The 22530-nt window shown below is 34.6% G+C and carries 10 protein-coding genes; 7 read left to right on the forward strand and 3 right to left on the reverse strand.

What is annotated here, in order from left to right; translation table 11 throughout:
* Positions 1–4 precede the first annotated feature (4 nt).
* Together AC4BB7_RS02790 and AC4BB7_RS02795 are read right to left on the reverse strand one after the other, a co-directional pair.
* Positions 5–241, reverse strand: a complete 237-nt coding sequence (locus AC4BB7_RS02790; protein WP_490484348.1) for a hypothetical protein — start codon at positions 239–241, stop codon at positions 5–7.
* A gap of 22 nt (positions 242–263) precedes the next feature.
* Positions 264–851 (reverse strand): TetR/AcrR family transcriptional regulator, encoded by a 588-nt coding sequence (locus AC4BB7_RS02795; protein ID WP_086315411.1) that lies wholly within the window; start codon positions 849–851, stop codon positions 264–266.
* 247 nt (positions 852–1098) lie between these two features.
* Here AC4BB7_RS02795 and AC4BB7_RS02800 point away from each other — a divergent pair, with 247 nt between their 5' ends.
* The 5 genes from AC4BB7_RS02800 (at position 1099) to AC4BB7_RS02820 (ending at position 4347) form a co-directional block, all read left to right on the forward strand.
* Positions 1099–1812, forward strand: a complete 714-nt coding sequence (locus AC4BB7_RS02800; RefSeq protein ID WP_490485111.1) for an ABC transporter ATP-binding protein — start codon at positions 1099–1101, stop codon at positions 1810–1812.
* Positions 1809–2495 (forward strand): ABC transporter permease, encoded by a 687-nt coding sequence (locus AC4BB7_RS02805; RefSeq protein ID WP_490484349.1) that lies wholly within the window; start codon positions 1809–1811, stop codon positions 2493–2495. Before AC4BB7_RS02800 ends, AC4BB7_RS02805 begins: the two co-directional genes overlap by 4 nt.
* Before the next feature lie 20 nt (positions 2496–2515).
* Complete coding sequence (locus AC4BB7_RS02810; protein WP_086315414.1) at positions 2516–2743, forward strand: hypothetical protein; 228 nt, start codon at positions 2516–2518, stop codon at positions 2741–2743.
* Between the two features lie 20 nt (positions 2744–2763).
* Positions 2764–2967, forward strand: coding sequence for a hypothetical protein (locus AC4BB7_RS02815; protein WP_490484350.1), 204 nt, complete (start codon positions 2764–2766; stop codon positions 2965–2967).
* A gap of 138 nt (positions 2968–3105) precedes the next feature.
* Complete coding sequence (locus AC4BB7_RS02820) at positions 3106–4347, forward strand: MFS transporter (RefSeq protein WP_490484351.1); 1242 nt, start codon at positions 3106–3108, stop codon at positions 4345–4347.
* 131 nt (positions 4348–4478) lie between these two features.
* Here the strand turns inward: AC4BB7_RS02820 and AC4BB7_RS02825 are convergent, their stop codons facing one another.
* Positions 4479–5165, reverse strand: coding sequence for a 4'-phosphopantetheinyl transferase family protein (locus AC4BB7_RS02825; protein ID WP_086315417.1), 687 nt, complete (start codon positions 5163–5165; stop codon positions 4479–4481).
* Positions 5166–5496: 331 nt separating this feature from the next.
* Here AC4BB7_RS02825 and AC4BB7_RS02830 point away from each other — a divergent pair, with 331 nt between their 5' ends.
* On the forward strand, positions 5497–14940 hold the full coding sequence (locus AC4BB7_RS02830) for an amino acid adenylation domain-containing protein (RefSeq protein WP_490484352.1): 9444 nt from the start codon (positions 5497–5499) through the stop codon (positions 14938–14940).
* On the forward strand, positions 14933–22528 hold the full coding sequence (locus AC4BB7_RS02835; protein WP_490484353.1) for an amino acid adenylation domain-containing protein: 7596 nt from the start codon (positions 14933–14935) through the stop codon (positions 22526–22528). Before AC4BB7_RS02830 ends, AC4BB7_RS02835 begins: the two co-directional genes overlap by 8 nt.
* Positions 22529–22530: the final 2 nt, after the last annotated feature.

The raw sequence follows: 22530 nt of genomic DNA on the forward strand, positions 1-22530 counted from the left end.
AAAATCATTTTGTTGAGTCAATTTCTTCATTTAGGAACCAAGCCGACAATACAGAAAGTCCACCCATCAAGCAATAACTTTTCTTTTTTGCTATCAAACCATAGCAAATTGCTGTTGTCCCTAGTAATAAATTGACAGCGGAAGCTTTAGCTAAACGTTCATTGTTTGGTGTAGGCAAAGCAACATTTACATTTAATGAGTCATTGACCTTGTTTAAAGTAGAATTAATTTCAGATAACATAGTTATTCCTCCTGTCGTATAGTTATTCAATCACATTATCAATAGTAGAGTCTAAAATAAACTCAAAAATACTCTCGAAATCATCTGTTACTCTATCACGAATAATAATAATACTTAACAGAGTATTGATAATTTCAAAGGCTTTTTTTTCACTCACTTTAAGTTCTAAATTGGCAATGTGTAGTGCCTCTTCAAAAAATTTCCAGTTGTCCGTTTCAAGCTCAGTAATGAGATTTGGTGGTAGTTTACCAATAAAGGCTAAAAAATCAGGGTTTGAGAAGTCATAAAGAAAAGGTGAATTTTTGTATTCTCTGAATAAGAATTTCATTGCTTCGACAAAACCTTTTTTCGAAGGTGAGGCATTTAAAATGTTACGCCAATTTGTTTTTAAACGATTTTGTACTCTGTCCAATGTATCTACAAATAAGTCTTCTTTTGTTCCATATAGTAAGTAAAATGCACCGGTAGAAATAGAGGCTTTAGACGTTAATTCGGCAATATTCGTCTTCTTATATCCATTAGTTCCCCAGCTTTTTTCACATTCCATACATAGAGTACTTCTTAATTCTGCTCTTTTTTCTTCTGAAAATCCCTTAGTGCCTGTTTTCATTAGTAGCCTACTTTCTGACTTTGAATATATTTATCTTAATATTCATAATTGTAGTTTAAATAAAATATTTGTCAAGTTTTTATCGTAAGCACAATCCGTAAGTCTAGTAAAAAATCAACACATAATAACAAAAATGTTATAAACACTTGACAGAACGAATTACAAGCATTAATATGTGAATATAAAGTTATGAATATTCATAATAAAATATTCAAAAAAGAAAAGAGTGAAATTTTTATTGACTAATGTGTTGGAAATTCAAAAGTTGACGAAGTCATTTGGCGAGCAACTTGTTTTAGACAATGTATCACTTTCATTAAAAAAAGGGACAATCTACGGTTTGTTAGGTGCAAATGGCGCTGGTAAAACGACAATCATCAAGTCGATTTTTGATCTTGTAAAACCCGATAGTGGAGAAATCTCTCTCTTCAATGAGAAAATGCCTCAATCGGTGGAGCAATACAAAAAACTAGGCAGTATCATCGAAACACCTGTCTTCTATGAGAATATGACCGTGGAAGAAAATTTGTTGCTTCATTGCGATTACATGGGAGAACAGTTTAAAAGTAATATAGACAGAGTCCTACAAGATGTTGGACTATTCAATGAAAAGGAGAAGATGATCGATCAGCTGTCATTAGGAATGAAACAGCGTTTAGGCTTAGGAAGAGCGCTTTTAAATGAACCCGAGCTATTGATCTTAGATGAACCGATTAATGGGCTAGATCCAGAAGGGATTATTGATTTCAGAAACTTGATTTTAACTATTAATCAAACGTATGGAACGACAGTTTTGATTTCTAGTCATATTCTGATTGAAGTGTTTAAAATCGCTGATATGATTGGAATCGTGGCAAAAGGAAAATTGATCAAAGAAATCAGTAAGCGAGCTTTAGAAGAGATGGATCTAGAGATTGAAGAGTATTACTTATCCTTAGTTAAAGAAGGAGCGAGTGCATGATTAAATTGTTGAAAATCGAATTAAAGAAAATAAATTTAAAAAGCCAGATTATTTCTCTGGTCGTGATGAATAGCATCGTATTACTACTTTCCATTTTTACATCAACATTGTTAGCTGATCCATCAAGTGAAGTAAATCCAACAGGTGTAGCAGTTCAACTGACAACATCAGAATTAGCCTTGTTGATTACGCGAGCAGTCTTGATCGTTTGGCAAGCAATTCTAATTGTTCAAATCATTATTGAAGAATATAAAACAAAAACGATCACAGTACTTTTTACTTATCCGTATAGTAAAAAACAATTGATTTTAGTTAAATTTTTACTTATCTTTCTGTTAACTGCAGCATTTGCTGTATTTTCAACTCTATTTCAAGAAGTTAGCATTTATTTATTAAGTCAACGATTGGCATTTGTTACCTTTGTTTCAGAAAGTTTGTGGTCTTTAATGATCGTACTTATTTCAAATATTTGTCTAGGCTTTTTGCCTTTATTTATTGGAATGAGAAACGTTTCGGTTATTGCAACAGTTGTTTCATCATTAGTGATTGTAGTGATTGGTTCTAATTCCCAAGCATCACCAACTGGGTTATTAGGCATTCCTATTGTGTCATTATTTTTAGGTGCAGTGAGTGTGATTTTAATGATCATGACCTATCGCTCAATGTTAGTCAAAGAAATTTAAATTAAAAGGAGATATACATCATGCCAAATAAACTTTTAGATAATTCATTCATCAAAATTCCAGATCAATCGGTTTTAATATACGTATGGATCGGAACCATTATTCTAGGAATTGTGCTGCTCATTATTGGATTGATTTTAGGAAAGAGAAATAAGCTTAAAAATAAAAATATTTCTAAAGTTTTGATCTGGGGCGGCATCGTCATTGTGTTGGCCCAAGGCGCACAACTGTTAACGAGTTTACTATAAACAGAGAGGACTGATTTATAATGGAACAAATGACGCGCTTTTTTGAAAATATCGGACAAAGTTTAGGTGTAAAAGTGAAGTTACCAAGAGTAACAAACAAATATTCTGTTATTAGCCTACTTATTATGATAGCTAGTCTTGTTTGTTTAAAATTCTCAGTAGCCTTTTTAATACCAGGCATTTTGGCTGGAGCTAATTTTTTATTAGTAAATAGAAAACGTTAAAAAGAAGCGTTAATATTTTCGAGTAAGACTTCACAACAAATGAAAACTGAATGAGGGGGAACACCACTCATTCAGTTTTTCTATTTTCAGTTAGAGCTAAATAAGCTTATTTAGCGTTTAAATAGTAGGAGGAAAAAAATGGAAATTGAAAAGCATGTGATTTGGAATAGAAATTTTGCTTACATTATTATGGGACAGACACTCTCAGTTTTAGCAAACTCTGTGATGAAGTTTGCTCTATCACTGTATATTTTAGATTTAACGAAGTCAGCAGCCTTATTTGGAACACTTTTAGCTGTATCAATAATCCCGACCATTATCTTTTCACCAATCGGTGGTGTGTTAGCAGATAATTTCAACAAGAAAAATATGATGGTCATCATGGATGGCTTGTATGCTTGTATTGCGATTTTGGTTTACTTAGCGGTGGTATCAAGAGCAAATATAGCTATTGTTGCCATATGCTTATTGCTGATGTCTGTAGTGTCAGCCTTTGAAACGCCAATTGTTCAGTCAAGTATGCCGTTATTATTTAAAGAAGATAACTTATTAAAAGCCAACTCAGTTGTCAATCAAATTCAGCTGTTTGCTAATTTTGTTGGACCAATACTAGCGGGTTTTTTATATAGTTTGGTGAAGATTGAATGGATATTCGTTATTTGCTTTATCTTATTTTTTGGAGCTGCTTTAATTGAGTGTTTTATTAGAATCCCGATATTAGCTGTCAAATTTGAACATGGGGCAATTGCAACTGTTATCAGAGATTTGAAAGAAAGTTGGTTGTTTATTCGGAAAGAAGAGCCTGCGATAGTAAAAATAATCGTTGTTTTAGGTGCTATTAGCTTTTTCATTTCAGGACTATTATTTGTTGGAATTCCATATATCATTAGAATTGTTTTAGGTCTTAACAGTCAGTATTTAGGAATCAACCAAGGCATGATTTCTCTGGCTGGAATTGCTGGAGCTGTTATGGTTGGATTACTTTCAAAAAAATTGAACATGAAAAATAGCTACTTGATTGTGGGGGCATCGAGTCTTTTGGTTCTTGTTATGGGCGTCATCTTTATGATTGATATGCCTGCTGCAGTAACCTTTACGTTGTTTACTTTTGTAATCATGCTTTTACAAGCTTTGTTTACATTATTTTCTATTTTTGTTATTTCAAATATCCAAGCAAACACCCCAGTTCAGTTAGTTGGAAAAGTCATGTCCTATGTAACCACTTTAAGTTTATGTGCGCAGCCGTTGTCTCAAGCAGTTTATGGTTTATTATTCGATATTTTTTCAAATTCAGTCTACATACTGTTTATATTTACGGGATTAGTTATGCTCTTAGTGAGTTACTTTTCAAAAAATTCGTTTAAAAATTTCAATCAATGAGGACAACTTGAAAAAAATCAGATTTGAATGCTGAATAAAGATCACTAATAAGGCAATATAATTCCAAGGTTTAATCCATTTTTTAATTGATTGAGTGATAACTGAAAAGTTATGGCTCAATCTCTTTTTATTTACAAAGAAACAGTTTTAACAAGTTCAGTTAGCGTTAAATGTTTTTCAACATTTTTGGAAAGTATGGATGAAGAAAGAGCAAATTTATAATGATTATCAATGATGCGAGAGTAAAATTGATAATCATTTTTTATTTGTGTTGACAGAGAAATTGACTCTCCATTCAAGATAAAATGATAGGTATCCATTGGCAGGGATAGACCGTGACCAACTGTTTTACTGAAAGCTTCTTTTAGTGTCCAAATTGAATAAAAGGCATCTAATTGTTCCGTCTTGGTTTGTCTAGAGTGTATGTACTTTTGCTCGTGAATAGAAAAAAAACGAGCGATACCGTTAACATCAATGCTCTCCATTTGCTCAATGTCTATCCCAACTGGAGCAGTGCTTACTGAACAACAAACATACTCACCAGAATGAGTTAAATTAAAAAAAATATCTGGATGGGATGCCAAAAATGGTTTTCCTTGTTTAGAAGTTGAAAAAAATAGCTCATCAGGTGGCAGTTGACAATAATTGAACAACATCGATTGTAAAAGAACTCCAGCTGTAAGTGAGCGGAGCTGATCATCAGGGAATCTTAAATTATCTATTTTATTTTGTCTCTCAGATTCAAGTGAATGATACCAGTTGTTCCAAGTATCTGAGTTTAATGAATGATCTAGTTTTAGTAAATGTGTAATTAGCATAGCGCCCCCACAAATAGTAGTAAATAGAATAGTTAAAACATCGTAAGTATATTTTACATTTTGGAAAAAGTCAACTCTATTTTTTGCTGCTTTATGTAGTATTTATTTACACAAGTTATGAAATTTAAAATATTACATTATAAAATAAAAAATAAAATTAAAGTATTTGTTTTTTTATGATAAAAATCAATTTGACATTTAGTGAAATATTTAATAGACTTTGAATTAAAACAAGTGAATATTCAATATTTTTAATTCAAGGAGAGTTATCAAAAGAATATAAAAATATTTAGCTTGTTTTTTAATATAACAAAATGGAGTGGGTTATACGTTGGAGAATACATTAATTAATCAATTGGAAAAGGATGAATATGAAAAAGTCGTTCATACGTTTAATTCGAACAGAGATACAACCTATGATGAAGTGGATTTAGTTAGCTGGTTTGAAGAGGTAGTTCAACACTATCCACAAAGAACAGCTGTTGGTATCAGTGGTGAGACTCTGACATATGAACAACTGAATCAAAGAGCAAATCACATTGCAAAAACTTTAGTACAAGCAGGTATCGAAAAAGAAGATTTGATTGGTGTTATTTTAAATCGTTCCATTGAATTAGTTGTGACGATATTGGGGATTTTAAAATCAGGTGCTGCGTTTTTGCCGATAGATTCTGAAAATCCTGAAGAACGAATCAAATATATAATCGAAGATAGCAATGTGAAACAAGTAATAACAGATATAAGCTCGAGAGAAAAGTGGGAAAACCGATTAAATAAAAAAATGATTTGTCCAAACTTTACCAATATAAGTGAAGAGAAAGTCAATGTAACTTATTCCCCAAATCAATTAGCTTATGTTATTTATACCTCTGGAACAACAGGAAATCCCAAAGGCGTTATGATCGAGCATAAAGGATTAGTAAATTTTGTCAAATGGAAACTTGGAACAGCAAAATTTGATGAAAAAAGTGTAATGCTTCAAAAAGCTACTTGTTCTTTTGATGCCGCAGTTGGAGAAATCTTCTTAGGGATTCTAGGTGGAGCAAAGCTACAACTATTAACTGACCAAGAAAATAACAATTTCAGCATGTTACTAGAAGTTATTAAAAAAAATCAAGTAACACATATGGTGATGATCCCAACGGTTCTCTCTGTCTTTTTAGATTATGCTGTTGAAGTCGACAAAGAGTCTTATTTAGCATGTTTAAATACGTTATATATCGCTGGTGAAAAATTAGAAGAATCACTGGTGAACAAAATCTGTAGACTAACGCCTTTAACCAAAGAAAACATTTATAATCTCTATGGGCCCACAGAAGCTTCTATCGGTGCTACTTATTTTCATCTAGCTGATTTAGACAATAAATCAACTGTTTCGATTGGTAAAGGTATCAACAATGCCGCCATCTATATAATGGATGGTGATAAGTTGTGTGGGATTGATGAACCTGGGGAATTGTGTATTGGAGGAGTCGGTGTTGCTAGGGGATATCTGAATCGACCAGAGTTGACCAACGAGAAATTTGTCGATAACTGTTTTGGTCTGCCAGGAAAGATTTATAGAACAGGGGATTTAGCAAAGTGGCAAGATAATGGCAATTTAGAATATTTAGGTCGAATTGATGAGCAAGTTAAAATCAATGGCTTGCGAATCGAATTAAGTGAAATTAAAAATACGTTAGCTAGCTATCCGAATATCGATGATGCAGCGGTAATTGTTTCTGAAAAAAATCAGATCGTTGCCTATTATGTATCTAAATCAGAGTATCAAGAAACACAATTAAAAGAATTTTTAGAGAAAAAACTACCGCTATACATGATTCCAAAAAGGTTTATAAAAATCAATGAGTTGCCTGTAAATAATAATGGCAAATTAGATAAGAGTAAATTGCCTATGATTGAAGAAGAATCGGCGGTTAGGACAAAAGAAATAGTAGCACCAAAAACGGAACAAGAACGTGTACTTATTTCTGTGTTTTCAACTGTTTTAAATAACGAAAATATCGGATGTAATCATAACTTTTTCGAGATTGGTGGAGACTCGATCAAGGCTATCAGAATTGTCTCAAAGTTGCGAGAAATTGGCTATAACTTAAGTGTTCCAACGATTATGACTGAGAAAAACTTAGGAAATATTGCGAATCACATGCGATTGAACCAAATCGAGTCGCAAGATCAAAACGAGCCGATAATTGTTGGCGAAACACCATTATCTCCAATTCAGAATTATTTCTTTAACAGTAAACTGCCTGTGCCGGAGCATTTTAATCAAACATTTTTATTGGAATGTAAAAACCTAGAAATAGATAGTTTGAAAAAAGCCTTACTAGCGGTTTGTAACCATCATGACTTGCTGAGAGCGATTTATATAGAGGGGAAACAAATAATTAAGGAGCAAGACAGCTCAAATTTATTTGAGATGATTTCCTTCGATTTAATGAATGAAAAAGAGGCGCTTATTTTTGAAAAAATGGAAGCTATCAGTGACCAAATACAGCCAACTTTAAACTTAACTGAAGGCCCCTTGATTAAGGTGGTTGTTTTTCATACAAGAGAAATGGACTATATCTCATTGATCGTTCATCATTTAATAGTGGATGGTATTTCTTGGCGTATTTTAGTGGAAGATATCAATACTGCCTATAGGCAATCTCTAGAAGAAAGAACGATTGAATTACCTATGAAAACAGCATCATTTTCTAGATGGTGTGAGTCATTAGAAGCATTTAGTACGTCCGAAACATTGGAAAAAGAACGCCCTTATTGGAATAAAATCAGTAAATTAGCAACCCAAGCTAATACTACTTTATGTGCACCACAAGATAACCGTGGAACAGGCATTGACGAGATTTCATTATCCAAAGAACTAACAGAAAATCTTATTTTACACTCTAATAAATCATACAATACAGAAATAAACGACTTGTTAGTAACAGCTCTATTCAGAACGATAAATAAAATGACTGCCACGGATACAATTAGTGTACGAATGGAAGGTCATGGTCGTGAGCCGATTCATAAGCCAATTCACATCGATCGAACAATTGGCTGGTTCACAACGATTTATCCAGTAGTTTGTACAGGAATCGGTGGTAGTTTACAAAATGATCTGAAAAGAGTGAAGGAGAATCTGCGTCGTATCCCGAATCATGGTTTGGGTTACAGTGTTTTAGATTGTTACGATGAGCAGTTTGAAGGAGTTCAGACTGAAGTGACGTTTAATTATCTGGGCGATTTTGAGCAAGAGTCTTCAGAGTATGATATTCAAATAAAGACAGTAGAGTATGGTTATCAGATTTCAGAAAACAATCATTTTGGCACGCCAATTTCTATAGATGGTTCTTTGAACAATGGGGTCATTTCATTTGTGTTCATTTACGATAAATCAATGTGTGATGACACAATGATCAAAGAACTTAAAACGTTGTTTGAAACAGAACTGAAAATGGTTGTCGATCATTGTCTTAAAAAAGTCGTACCTGAAAAAACAGCATCAGATTTTGGCGAGACGAATTGGAGCGAAGAAGAGTTTAGACAGGTAGAGACAAATTTTACTAAAGGTAATGATCAGATCGAAAAGATTTATCCTTTAACTCCCCTTCAAGAAGGTTTGTTGTTTCATGAACAGGAAAAAGCCGATTCTAGTGCCTATATTGTCCAAGCAATCTATGAGCTAGGGAACATTGAAATAACAGAATTTAAGCAAGCACTTCATTTATTAGTACAGAAACATAGCGTTTTAAGAACAAACGTTATTTATAAAAATGTCAGTATTCCAAGACAAGTGATCCATCAAAATGCTAGTTGTGATGTGGAAAGTATTGATTTAACTGGGACTTTAATAATTGAAGATGCAATGAAGAATATCGAACAAGAAAATATCCGAAGAGGGTTTGATCTTGAAGTAGATGCATTGTTCCGTATAAAGATCATAAAAGTAGCGGCCGATAATTATAAGATGCTAATGAGCTTCCATCATATTATATTAGATGGTTGGTGTAATGCCATTTTGCTGAATGATTTACAAGAATTTTATAAATCATTGCTTGCAGGTCAAGACTGCGAAGCAATCAAACAAGGGATTGAACCAGATTATGCACATGCAGAACATGTGAAATATTTAGCGGAAATGAATACCCGTGAGGCAAAAAAATATTGGCATACTCTATTAGAAGATTACACCACAGTTGCAAGTATCCTGCCAACGGCTGTACAAACTGTTAAAACAGAAAACAATCAAATTAAACAAGTTCTAGATAGTCAAACAAGTGAGCAAATCCGCATTTTAGCAAAATCTTTAAACGTAACAGTCAATACTATTTTTGAATCAGCTTGGGGTATTTTATTGCAAAATTATACGAATACTGAAGATGTTGTTTTTGGGCAAGTAGTTTCAGGAAGAAATAGTCCAATTGCAAATATTGAAGATAAAGTTGGGTTGTTTATCAACACGATTCCAGTTCGAGTACAGAATGAAAAAAATGCTGATTTTACAACGATTGTGACTAATTTACAGACACAACTGAATCAAAGTGGAGCCCATGATCTATATCCGTTAAGCGAGATTCAAAATGAAAATGAACTAGGAAATAAATTAGTACAAACGATTGTTGCTTTTGAAAATTATGAAGAAAATGTGTTGTCTGACATAGAAGTACCGCAGTTTTTACTAGAGGATATCAGAGAAGAAACAAATTATGATTTGACTCTCTCTATTCAAAATGGTGAACGTTTCGCAGTAAATCTTTTATTTGATGTTTCCAAGTATTCAAAACAAGGTGTGGACTATATTTTGACTCATTTTTGTCAATTGTTGAAAGCGGCTATCCAATCACCGCAGCAGCCAATCTCGACCATTGATTTCCTTACAGATGAGCAACGTAAACTCATTGTATCTGGTTTTAATCAAACTACGACTAAGTATCCAAATGATGTTTCGGTCGTAACTGCATTTGATGAAATCTTACCAACTTATCATAAACAAGTTGCTATAGCATCTGAGAATCAAGTTTTGACGTATGAGCAATTAGATATACTTTCCACAAATTTAGCGTATAAATTAAAAAATCTAGGGATTGCTAAAGGCGATTTAGTAGCTGTAGTAGCTGATCCGGAAGTTGAAACAATAGTACTATTTTTAGGTATTTTGAAGGCTGGTGGGGCCTATTTACCAATTGATAGCAATAGTCCAATAGAACGAATCAAATTTATTCTCAATGATGCAAAATGTAAAGTTCTATGTGATTTTGGTCAGCAGTTACAAGAGTATCCTGTAATAGAAAACTGTACGGTAATCACAAATGATGCATTTGAAGAAAGTGATGATAGACAAGATTTACCTACGGTTAGTGCAGATGATCTAGCCTATGTCATCTATACTTCTGGTACAACTGGTGTACCTAAAGGAGTGATGATCACACATAAAAATATTCTTCGCTTGGTTCGAAATACGAATTATGTCGATTTTACAAACAGTCACATTTTACAAACAGGTTCACTAACGTTTGATGCGTGCACATTTGAAATTTGGGGTGCGTTACTAAATGGCGGAAGATTGTTTATGACGACCTCTAATGTCTTGTTGGACCCAGAATCATTAGAAGACGTGATCATATCCCAAAAAATCAATACTTTATTTATTACAACTGCCTTATTCGTCAATATTGTTGAAATGCATCCTAAAGCGTTTCATTCTTTAAATCGGATCTTAGTTGGTGGTGAGAAAATTGTTTCTGCACCAATCAAACGATTTAAAGAATATAATCCAACTGTTAGCATTTGCAACATTTATGGACCTACTGAAAATACGACGTTTTCTTTATTTGAAGATCTGGATTACGAAATCGAAACGCTCGTGCCGATTGGAAAGCCGATCTCAAATACAACGGCTTATGTAATGAAAGAGGAGCAACTGTGCGGTATTGGAATTCCTGGAGAACTTTATTTGGGTGGAGATGGTTTAGCTGCAGGTTATTTGAATTTAGAGAAAAGTACCGATGAAAAGTTCATTGTGACAGAATCAAATCAGCGTTTATACAAAACAGGAGACCTTGTTCGGTGGCTTGAAAATGGTTCAATCGATTATCTAGGAAGAGTAGATGATCAAGTCAAAATCCGAGGATTCAGGATTGAATTAGAAGGAATCACGACCGTCATCAAGCAACTACCTTATGTTAGCAATGCCATAACCATCATTTTTGAAGAAAATGGCCAAAAAGATATTTGCTCTTATGTTCAACTAGAAGAAGTGATAGACCTTGAAACGATCCGTCATGAGTTGATGTTGAAATTGCCGCATTATATGGTACCCAAAGTGCTAATGGATGTGGATAAATTTAAGCTGAATAAAAATGGAAAGATCGATAAATCATCTTTACCTAAACCTCAGATGCCAGAAATGCAGAATTTTGTATCTCCTCGAAATGAAGCAGAAAGGATTGTTTGTGAAACATTCGCTGAAATTTTAGATGTACCACAAATCAGTATTACGGATGACTTCTTTACCTTAGGTGGTCACTCATTGAAAGTTATGCAATTGTCAGGGCAATTAGCGGCAAAAACAGGCACAAAACTAACTTTGGAAGAAATAATGACTGGTCGGACTGTGGAGAAAATTGCGCTTAAACTTCAAAAAGGAGAAACCTATCAGCCGATTCCAAAAGGATCTAGCTTAGAGGCAAGTCCTGCACAAAGTCGAATTCTTTTGGTAGAAGAAACGTTAGTGAATAATACGACCTACAATATTCCAGTTGTATTAACGATCGAAGGTGCAATTTCAGTTAAAGGCTTGAAAGAGTCATTACAAAAACTAAGCCAAAAATATGAAATTTTAAGAACAACTTTTGCGTTTAAGGAAGGAACCTATCATCAGGTTATCGCCGATCAAATACAGATCCCAATGTCTACTTCTACAGTTGAAAAAGAAACATTAAATCAAGCTATTTTTGATTTCATTCAGCCATTTGATTTAAATAAAGGGCCACTAATTAGAGGACATGTTTTCTCTACTTCGTTAAATGAACATTATTTTGTTATAGATATTCACCATGCTATTTTTGATGGAGAATCGATTCCGATGTTTGTTTCTGAACTAGCGGCTGCCTACAATGGCGAAGAATTAAAAGAGGCGGCTATTCAATACAAAGATTATAGTTCTTGGAATAAGCAGTTGGATTTACAAAAGCAAGAAAAATTCTGGTTGGATCAATTAGACGGTGCAGAATTAAATACCGAATTTCCAACTGATTTTATTAGAGGATCTGAGGCAAGTTTTGTAGGGGAGAGTTTCTCAATAGACTTACCTAAACAACTGAATGAAAAAATTCAAGCTTTTGGAAAGAAAAATGGCGTAACTAGCTATATTTTCTACGCAGCAATCTTTAATTTATTACTTTCAAGATATACAAGGAAAGAAGAAATTATCACAGGAACGGCTATCTCGGGTAGAACTCATCCCGATGTGGAGAAAATGTTAGGCATGTTCGTAAATACGGTAGCTTTAAAGCAAGATGTTGAGCCTGATGTATCATTTTTGAACTATATAAAACAAGTTCAGACTAATTTCTTTGAAGTGTTCAACAATCAGGACTATCCCTTTGAGCAATTAGTAGAGAAGTTAGCTATTAAACCAGATCAAACGCGCAATCCCATTTTTGACGTAATGTTCTCTTATGAAAATTTAGAGGATGAAAGCTATTCTTTAGGTGACGCTCAGATGAGTTATTATGAGCTGCCTAATAATACAGCGAAATTTGATTTAACATTGACCATCAAAGAACATCCTGAGACAGTCTCGATCAATTGGGATTATAACATTCAGTTATTTAAAGAAGAAACGATGAGAAAAACATCAGAACACTTTGTAAGGTTGATCAAATCTGCACTTGAACAGCCAGAGAGTAAATTAATTGAACTTTCAATGATCGATAAAGCAGAAAAAGAAAAACTTTGTTACACGTTCAACACGCAAGAAAAATCCCCATTGCAGCATGAAACAGTTATTTCATGGTTTGAAGAAAATGTAGTGCATTATCCAAATAGAATTGCTGTAGGTATTGAGGGAATGGAAGTCACGTATGCTGAATTAAATCAAATGGCGAATGCAGTTGCTAAAAAGTTAAAAGCTTCTGGAGTTGAAAGAAATGATGTAGTTGGGTTACTTTTCCATCGCTCCATTGAATTTGTTGCAGCAATCTATGGTGTTTTAAAGGTCGGTGCAGCCTACTTACCGATTGATGTGGAGCTTCCATCTAAGAGAATCGACTATATTTTAGAAAACAGTCACACAAAAGTGATTTTAACAAATGAACCATCCAGTTCATTAAAACGCCAAACAATCCTAGTGTCCCCAAAAGAGAGACTAGAAGAAAACCAAACAGTGGAAAGTTCAGCAGATGACTGTGCGTATATTATTTATACATCAGGAAGTACGGGGCAACCCAAAGGCGTTAAAATCAAACACAATAGTCTGGTCAACTTGATTGAGTGGCAAAAAGAACAGAGTGAAATCAATGACAAGAGCGTTGTTTTACAAAAAGCGACTTGTTCTTTTGATGCATCTGTGTGGGAGATTTTTCTAGCAACATTATCTGGTGTAAAACTTCAAATGCTCACAGATGATGAAAACCAAGATTATACAAAATTACTGCAATTGATCCAAGAAAAAAAGGTTACACATACCTTGATGGTTCCGACTGTTTTTGATTCTATTTTGGACTATATGAGAGCCGAAAATGTAACGGATGCTTTGGATGGATTGGAAAAAATCTATCTAGGAGCGGAGTCTTTAACGACAGAACTTTTAGAAAAATATATAGACGTCACTAAAAATAGAAGTAATGTATCTAAAATTACGAATTTATATGGACCAACTGAAACAACTGTTTGTGCTACCTTCCATGAAGTGAGTGTAGAAGACTTAAATAATCGAGTAGCGATTGGGCAACCCGTGCGAAATACTCAAGTCTATATTATGAATGATGGCAACTTGTGCGGAATTGATGTTGCAGGGGAAATTTGTGTTGGCGGTATTGGTGTATTCAAAGAATATTTGGGCTCGGAAAGTTTAACTAAAGAGAAATTAATTCAAAGTCCAATTGATTCTAATCAGCAGTTATATAAAACAGGAGATCTTGGGAAAATTGATGAAAATGGTCAGGTTCATTATCTTGGTCGAATCGACAAACAAGTTAAAATTCGTGGATTTAGAATTGAAATTGAAGAAATCGAAAAAGGGCTACTAAAATTGCCGAATATTTCAAGTGCAGCGGTGATTGTCAACGAAAGTCTTGGAAATCCGCAATTATGCGCGTATGTAGTCAGTGAGTCAGTTCTGAATAGTTCAACGATTTCAGCAGAATTAAAAGATGTTTTCCCAGATTATATGGTTCCTAGCTTTATCAAACAAATCGATGAACTACCAAAAAATCATAATGGTAAATTGGATGAAAAAGTCTTACAGGAAATTCCGATTGAATATAATACAACCATTGTTCCGCCAAAAACAAAAGATGAAGCAAAATTATTGCCGTTGTTTAAAGAAGTCTTGAATGTAGAAGATATTGGTATAACGGACAGTTTCTTTGAACTTGGTGGTTATTCGATCAAAGCTGTTGAATTATCCAGAAGAATTGAAAAAGAATTTGATTTGCGGGTGTCTTTAAAAGATATTATGAAAGAACAAAACGTAAAAAACATTGCTAAAGTCATTAAAAAGAAAAATAAAAAGGTTTTTCAACCGTTATTAAAAGCTGCTGAGGAGTGCTTAGATGAGTAAAAAATATTTAATGAGTTCCAATCAAAAAAGAATATATACACTTGAGCAATCACAAAATTCTAGTGTCACTTATAACATGCCAATTATTTTGAAAGTAGAAAAGGCGTTGGATTATGCTCGTTTGGATCAAGCATTTAATCAATTATGCGAAAGACATGAAGCATTTCGGACAAGTTTTTCAATTGAAAAAGATAAATTTGTACAGCGAGTTCATTCACCTCAAAAAAATCGGGTTGAAATCGTTGAAGGATACACCTCAGAAGAAATGATTAAGAAATTTGTGCGACCGTTTGATTTAAGTCAGGCACCTCTGATTCGGATAGGATTAGGAAAAGATCAAGAAGGCTGTACACTTTTACTGATAGATGTCCATCATATTATTTCAGATGGTGCTTCCACAGGTATTTTGTTAGAAGAATTGAGTGAGCTTTATGACGGCAATCTTTTAGAGCCAATTGAGCTGCATTATAAAGATTTTTCAGCTTGGCAAAATAGTTTGGATTTAGACGATCAAGAAGAGTTTTGGCAAGAAGAATTGAATGAGCTTTTGCCAGAAACTGAGTTACCAGTCGATTTTAAACTGCATGAAAAGCAGTCTTTTAAAGGCAATCACGTAGAAATGAAAATCGATGCTTCGATTAAAGAGAAAATCGATGGACTAAACAAGCAAAATCAGACAACCAGTTTTATGGTTTATTTATCGGCATTGATGATTTTTCTCACCAAGTTAAACCGTCAAGAACGTGTAGTCATTGGAACAGCTGCTGAAGGTAGAAACCATCCTTCAGCAGAAGAAATGATAGGGATGTTTGTAAATACCTTGCCGATCATAGGGACGATCGATCATCAGAAAAACTTCATTGAAATTTTAGAAGATATTAAAAATAAGAGTCTAGATGTCTTTGAGAACCAAGATTATCCGTATGAAAAAATTGCAGAGCTAGGAACGAAAAATCCACTTTTTGATGTAATGTTTTCCTATGAAGTAGGCTATGATGAGACGGTTTATATAGGTGGTCAACTTGCTAAAGTAGAACAAATTCAATTGGAAGTCTCAAAATTTGATTTAACGGTCACATTGATCGAGCACGCTTCTGATTACACGATCAATTGGGAATATAATTCAATGCTTTTTAAAGAAGAAACGATTCAACGATTAGCTGATCACTTTGAAGTATTGCTGACTAATTTAGTAACACAAACAAATCAACCTGTATGTGAGCTGCAATATTTGAGTGCAAGTCAAATCACGCAAATCAAAGAAGAATTCAATCAACCAAACAGCCTAATAGTACAAGAATCCTTTATTTCTCCAATTCAGTGCTTTGAAGAACAAGTAATGAAAAATCCAGATAAACCTGCTGTTTATTATTTAGAAGAAAAACTGACATATAGTCAGTTGAATGAACGAGCAAATGCTGTAGCGCAACAATTAAAGCAGAAAAGTGTCGGGAAAAATGATGTTGTGGCGTTGATCGTTGAACAGTCTACAGAATTAACGATCGGTATATTAGGTATTTTAAAAGCAGGGGCGGCTTATCTGCCGATTACACCGACAACACCGATTGAACGGATCAACTACATTATAGAAGATAGTCGATCTAAAGCAGTTCTTTGTTCAGCTGGGACTGAAAAACGAGTCTCTGGAGAACTTGTTTGTGAGCCTATGATTCTTCATGCAGAGGACTGTCAAAAAGAATCGGTTGAACGAGAACAAGTCGAAGGCTCAGATCTTGCTTATATTATTTATACTTCTGGTAGTACAGGAAAGCCCAAAGGTGTCATGATAGAAAATCATTCTTTGATGAATTTGATAGAGTGGCAAAGAAATGAAGGAAATGTCTCAGGAAAAAGTACCATTTTGCAAAAGGCAATCTATACTTTTGATGCATCAGTTTGGGAAATTTTTCTAGCTTTACTTTCAGGTGCTTCGTTACAGATGATGTCATCTGAAGAACATGAGGATTTCGGCAAATTACTAGATGTATTTGAAAAAAATCATGTGACGCATTTCCTAATGGTACCGACATTTTTAGAAGCTTTATTAAATTATACAAAAGAAAACAAACGTGAAAAAGCATTTGAAACGATTGAAGCGGTTTATGTGGGGGCTGAAAAAGTGACCAATCATTTACTTACTCAATTTGTCGACACTACAGGGAAAAAACTATCGATCATTCGGAATTTATATGGACCAACTGAAGGCACTGTGTGTGCAACGTACTATCAATATCCTGATCAGCTGGATAGTCAAGATACACTGATAGGTAAATCCATTCATCAGGCACAAGTTTATGTAATGAACGATCAGACATATTGTGGGATCGGAATTCCAGGAGAATTATGTATTGGTGGTGCTGGTGTTGCCAGAGGCTACTTAAATCAACCAGAATTGACCGCTCAACAATTCGTAACATTGGATGGAGAGGTTATTTATAAAACCGGTGATTTAGGAAAATATAGAGCAGATGGCTCGATCGATTACCTTGGAAGAATAGATAATCAAGTGAAAATCCGTGGATTTCGTGTGGAGTTAGCTGAAATCAGACAGACTCTGTTACAAATACCTGAAATACTATCAGCTGCTGTGACTGTAAAAGAACAAAAAGGAACAGACTATCTGTGTGCCTATGTAGTAACAGATCATTCATTAACGGAAAATGATTTAAAAGACTATTTAAGCCGATCATTACCAGATTATATGGTACCGAATTACTTTAGTTTCTTAGAAAAATTGCCGATTACTGCAAATGGGAAGTTAGATGAAAAACAGTTACCTACACCAGATACTTCCAAAACTAAAGTGTTTTTGGCACCGAAGACTGAGAAAGAAGAACAGATTGCCACTGTATTGAAAGATATTTTGCAATTGGAGCAAATCAACCTTTTGGATAGTTTTTATGAACTAGGTGGGGATTCGATCAAAGCTATTCGGGTCGTTTCAAAAGTGAGAGAACTTGATTATCAACTAACTGTAAAAGAGATCATGCAAGCTAGTACAATCAAAGAAATTATCAAAAAAATACATGTTATCACTCAAAAAATGAATCAGGAAATAGTAACAGGTGTGGTTCCTCAAAGTCCAGTACAGCAGTTCTTTTATTCAAGTAATTTAAATAACCCAGAACATTTCAATCAGTCACTGATTTTAGAAATAAATGGGTTGATAGATGAATCGCTATTGAAAAAAGCGATAGATGAACTTGTTTTACATCATGACATGCTAAGAATGGGTGTCAAGCAAAAGCAACAAATGATTTTTGAATGGAAACAAGAAGCAAATTACGATTTTCATTCTTTCCAATTGAGGGAAGATGGACCAACACCAACGGAAGAAATTCAAACGATCGGTGCTCCATTTCAGGCAATGTTTACTTTTGATCAGTCACCATTACTAAGAATTTTAGTTTTTCAATCGAAACAGACATCGTATCTTTGGGTCCAAATGCATCATTTGATTGTTGACGCGGTGTCATGGCAAATTTTTATTGAGGATTTAAATCGAAGCTATGAAAGTTTGCTGAATGATCAGACTAGCCAATTGCCGCAAAAAACGACTTCTTACCCAGCATGGAGTGAAGGGTTGAAAGAGTTGACGCAACGTTATGAAATAAAAAAAGACGAAGACTATTGGCAAGAAGTCAATCAGAAAATAACAAGTACAAGTCTATTTGATCAGACGATTCCAACAAATCAAAGTCAGACGTTTACGTTTGAATTAGGTGTAAAAGAAACTAAGCAACTTCGTTTTGAGGCAAATAAGGCATTTTCTACAGATATCAGTGACTTACTATTAACTGCTTTAGCAAAATCTCTAGGAAATATCTTTGATAAAAACAGTGTTTCCTTTACGTTAGAAGGACATGGTCGCGAATTGTTTGAATCAGTGGGCTCTGTAGATCGAACAATCGGTTGGTTTACATCCATGTATCCTTTAATGGTTACGTTAGAAGAAACGTTGGAGGCAACAATCAAAAATGTTAAAGAGTCAATTAGAAAAATTCCGAATAAGGGAATGAGTTATGGTTTATTAGCGACGTATACAGATAAACTGACAACCCAACAAACCGATGTGGTATTTAATTATCTTGGTGAATTAGGGAACAGTAAAGACAATACACAATTATTTACAATCAGTGATATTGCCAATGTGAATGATAGTGCTAAAGAAAATACAATTGGTAGTCCATTATCAGTCAATTGCTACATTCAAAATGATCAGTTGATCACTGATTTAGTTTACGCTACACCTATTCTTTCAAGTAAAGAAATCGACGTTATCAGTAATAGTTATCAAAAAGAACTGTCAGCGATCATTGACTATTGTCAATGTGTAACCGAACCGCAACAAACCGCTTCTGATTTAGGCGAATTCTCATGGAACCAAGCTGAATTTGATTTGGCTCAACAAAGAGCTAAAGAATTATTAGGTGGAAAAATCCAAAAAATCATTCCGTTGACATCGATGCAAGAAGGACTACTGTATCATAAATTGCTTGACGAAACGTCAACAAGTTATGTGATCCAATGTTCTTATGAAGTAAATACACAAATGAATCAACCATTGTTAGAGAAAAGCTTGAGTATCCTTGCTGAAAAGCATCCAGCATTAAAAACCAATATACTATACAAAGAAATCAAAGAACCAAGGCAAGTCATTTTTTCAGATCGAGACTTAGAATGTTCAAGTTATGATTTTTCTAAAGCGGCAAATGCTGAAGAACAGTTTGCTCAATACAAAGTCGCTGATGTGAATAGAGGTTTTGATCTAGAAAAAGAAGCTCTCTTTAGAGTGTCGCTCGTGGAAATGCCGGCAGGACAACGCCTTATTTTTACCTTCCATCATATTATTATGGACGGCTGGTGTTTGTCGATTGTTTTAAATGACTGGATGAAGATATACGAGGCATTGCAAAATAACGATGACACAATTGTTTTAATTCAGTCTGAAACAGATACAATCTACGAGGACTATGCACGAACAGTTGCAGATCTAGATAAAGAAGCAAGTTTAAATTACTGGGAAAGCTTATTAGAAGAATACGAAACACAAGCAAGTTTTACAGGAATGTATCCTAAAAACGATCAAAATGCTGAGGTTAAAGCGATCTTTGACTCACTTTCAAAAGAAGACACATCTAGAATCCAAACGTTTGCCAAAGAAAACAGCATAACTATGAATACAGTTGTCGAAACGCTTTGGGGACTCATTTTGCAACGATACAATCATACAAACGACGCTGTTTTCGGTAAAATGGTTTCTGGTAGAAATTTACAATTAGAGGGAATCGAACAGGCTGTTGGATTGTTCATCAATGCAATACCAGTAAGAGTTAAAAGCGATGAAAAAGATTCATTTGTACACTTAGCCAAAGAGATTCAGAATCAATCGATCGAAAGCGATGAACATACGTATTGTTCATTATCTGAAATTCAAAATAGAACACTATTAGGAAAAGAATTGATTCACACAATTATAGTTTTTGAAAATTATGCTGTACAAGAAGCAGATGAAGCAATCAGTTTGCTAGGTGAAATGGAAGATTATCGCGAGCAAACAAGTTATCCAATTTCATTGAGTGTTGGTGCGGCAGATGAACTGAGCTTCAAATTGATGTTTGATGAGCGTTTGTTTACGGAAACTGAGGCGCAATTGATTTTATCTCGAATTATTTGTGGGTTGAAAGAGCTGGCTCAAAATCCAGCATTGACCTGTGGCGATTTTTCTTTAGTAAATGAGGAGGAGCAAAAGCAGGTAATCACTGTATTTAACCCAGAAAAACAAGAGAATAGTAGCTATCCAACGATTTTAGCAGCGTTAAAAGCACAAGCTCAAAAACATCCAGATAAAGTCGCTGTTGTTTTTGAACAAGAGCAATTGACGTACGCGCAATTAGAAGAAAAATCAACGATAGTGGCGAAACGGATACTTGCAACGGGAGTTCAAGAGACAGCTTTTGTCGGCTTATATTGTGACCGAACAATCGAAATGGTTGTAGGAATTTATGGGATTATGAAAGCTGGCGCGGCTTATATTCCATTATCGCCAACTTTACCAGAAGAAAGAATCGCTTATATTTTGAAAGATAGCGAGATTAATCTTGTATTGAACGGTCAAACGGAGAGAGCCGTATCCTTAGATGCAAAAGTGATCAACTACACAGTTGAAGAACTAGAGCCAGATGAATTCGCTCAAATCATGTTGCCAGAGCTGACACCAGAAGATAATGCGTATGTCATTTACACTTCAGGAACAACGGGTAACCCTAAAGGAGTCATTGTAGGTCATGCCTCTTTGATGAATTTGGTCAACTGGCAGAAAGATTACTTTGATCTTGATTCAAACCAGACGATTTTACAACAATTTTCATTTATTTTTGATGGATCGGTATTTGAACTATTTGCAGGGTGCCTAGTTGGTGGAACGCTTGAGATTATATCGGATGAGGTGAAAAATGATCCAGATCGTTTCTTGAAAAAACTAGATCAAAAAATCCTTATTACAGTACCGTCCCTTTTCAAAATGTTATTAGAGTTTGCAGAAGAAAATGGTCGACAAGACGAAATCAATCAACTAAGCAAGGTCGGACTTGCTGGGGAAGCGACAACGATGGCGTTAGTCGAGAAATTTTATCAGGTAATGACCAAAGGAAAGACACTTCTTTATAATCTTTATGGACCAACTGAAACGACTGTCTGTGCTTCTGCCTATCAAGTGTCAAACCAATTGTATAAATCTGTTCCTATCGGCAGTGCTATTGCCAATTCTAAATTATTTGTCTTTCACCAAGAGAAAATTTGTGGAATAGGTATGCTAGGAGAGTTATGTATAAGTGGTGATAACTTAGCTTTGGCGTATTTAAATAATCATAAGACAACTGCAGAAAAATTTGTTCAAAATCCTGTGATTCCAACAGAGCAAATGTATCGAACCGGTGATTTAGTGAAGTGGCAGGAAGATGGCAATATTCAATATGTAGGAAGAATCGATGAACAAGTGAAAATACGTGGTTTTAGAATTGAACTAGGTGAAATTGAAAATCAGTTGGGACTTATTCCAGGTGTTTGGGATGCCTGTGTGATTACTAAAACGATTAACAATGAATTAGCACTGTGCGCATATCTTGTAACAAATGAAGAAATGACTGCGTTTGAAGTGAAAGAGCAATTGAAAAAAACATTACCAGATTATATGATTCCAGGCTATATCACGATTATGGATAAGTTGCCTGTCACTAAAGCAGGGAAAATCGACAAACGAAATTTACCTGAACCAGAACTGAATCCAAGTATTTCTTATGAAGCACCAAGAAATGAGTTAGAAGCGACGATTTGTAATTTGTTTGAAGAAATTTTAGAAATCGAACAAGTCGGAATCGACGATGATTTCTTTGAACTAGGTGGTCATTCTTTAAAAGCTGTTCATTTAGCAAATGGCATTTCAACATTCTCAGGGGTGAAGGTTCCATTAAGTGACATCCTCCAAGAGAAAAATGCTCGTAGTATAGCAGAAAAAGTCAAAGAATTAACTTCCGCAGGTTCTTTGGTTCTTGATAGCATTGAAATTGTGGACGATGAGGAGTTATAAAG

Source organism: Enterococcus sp. AAFC-DPL-5182 (assembly GCF_058216605.1).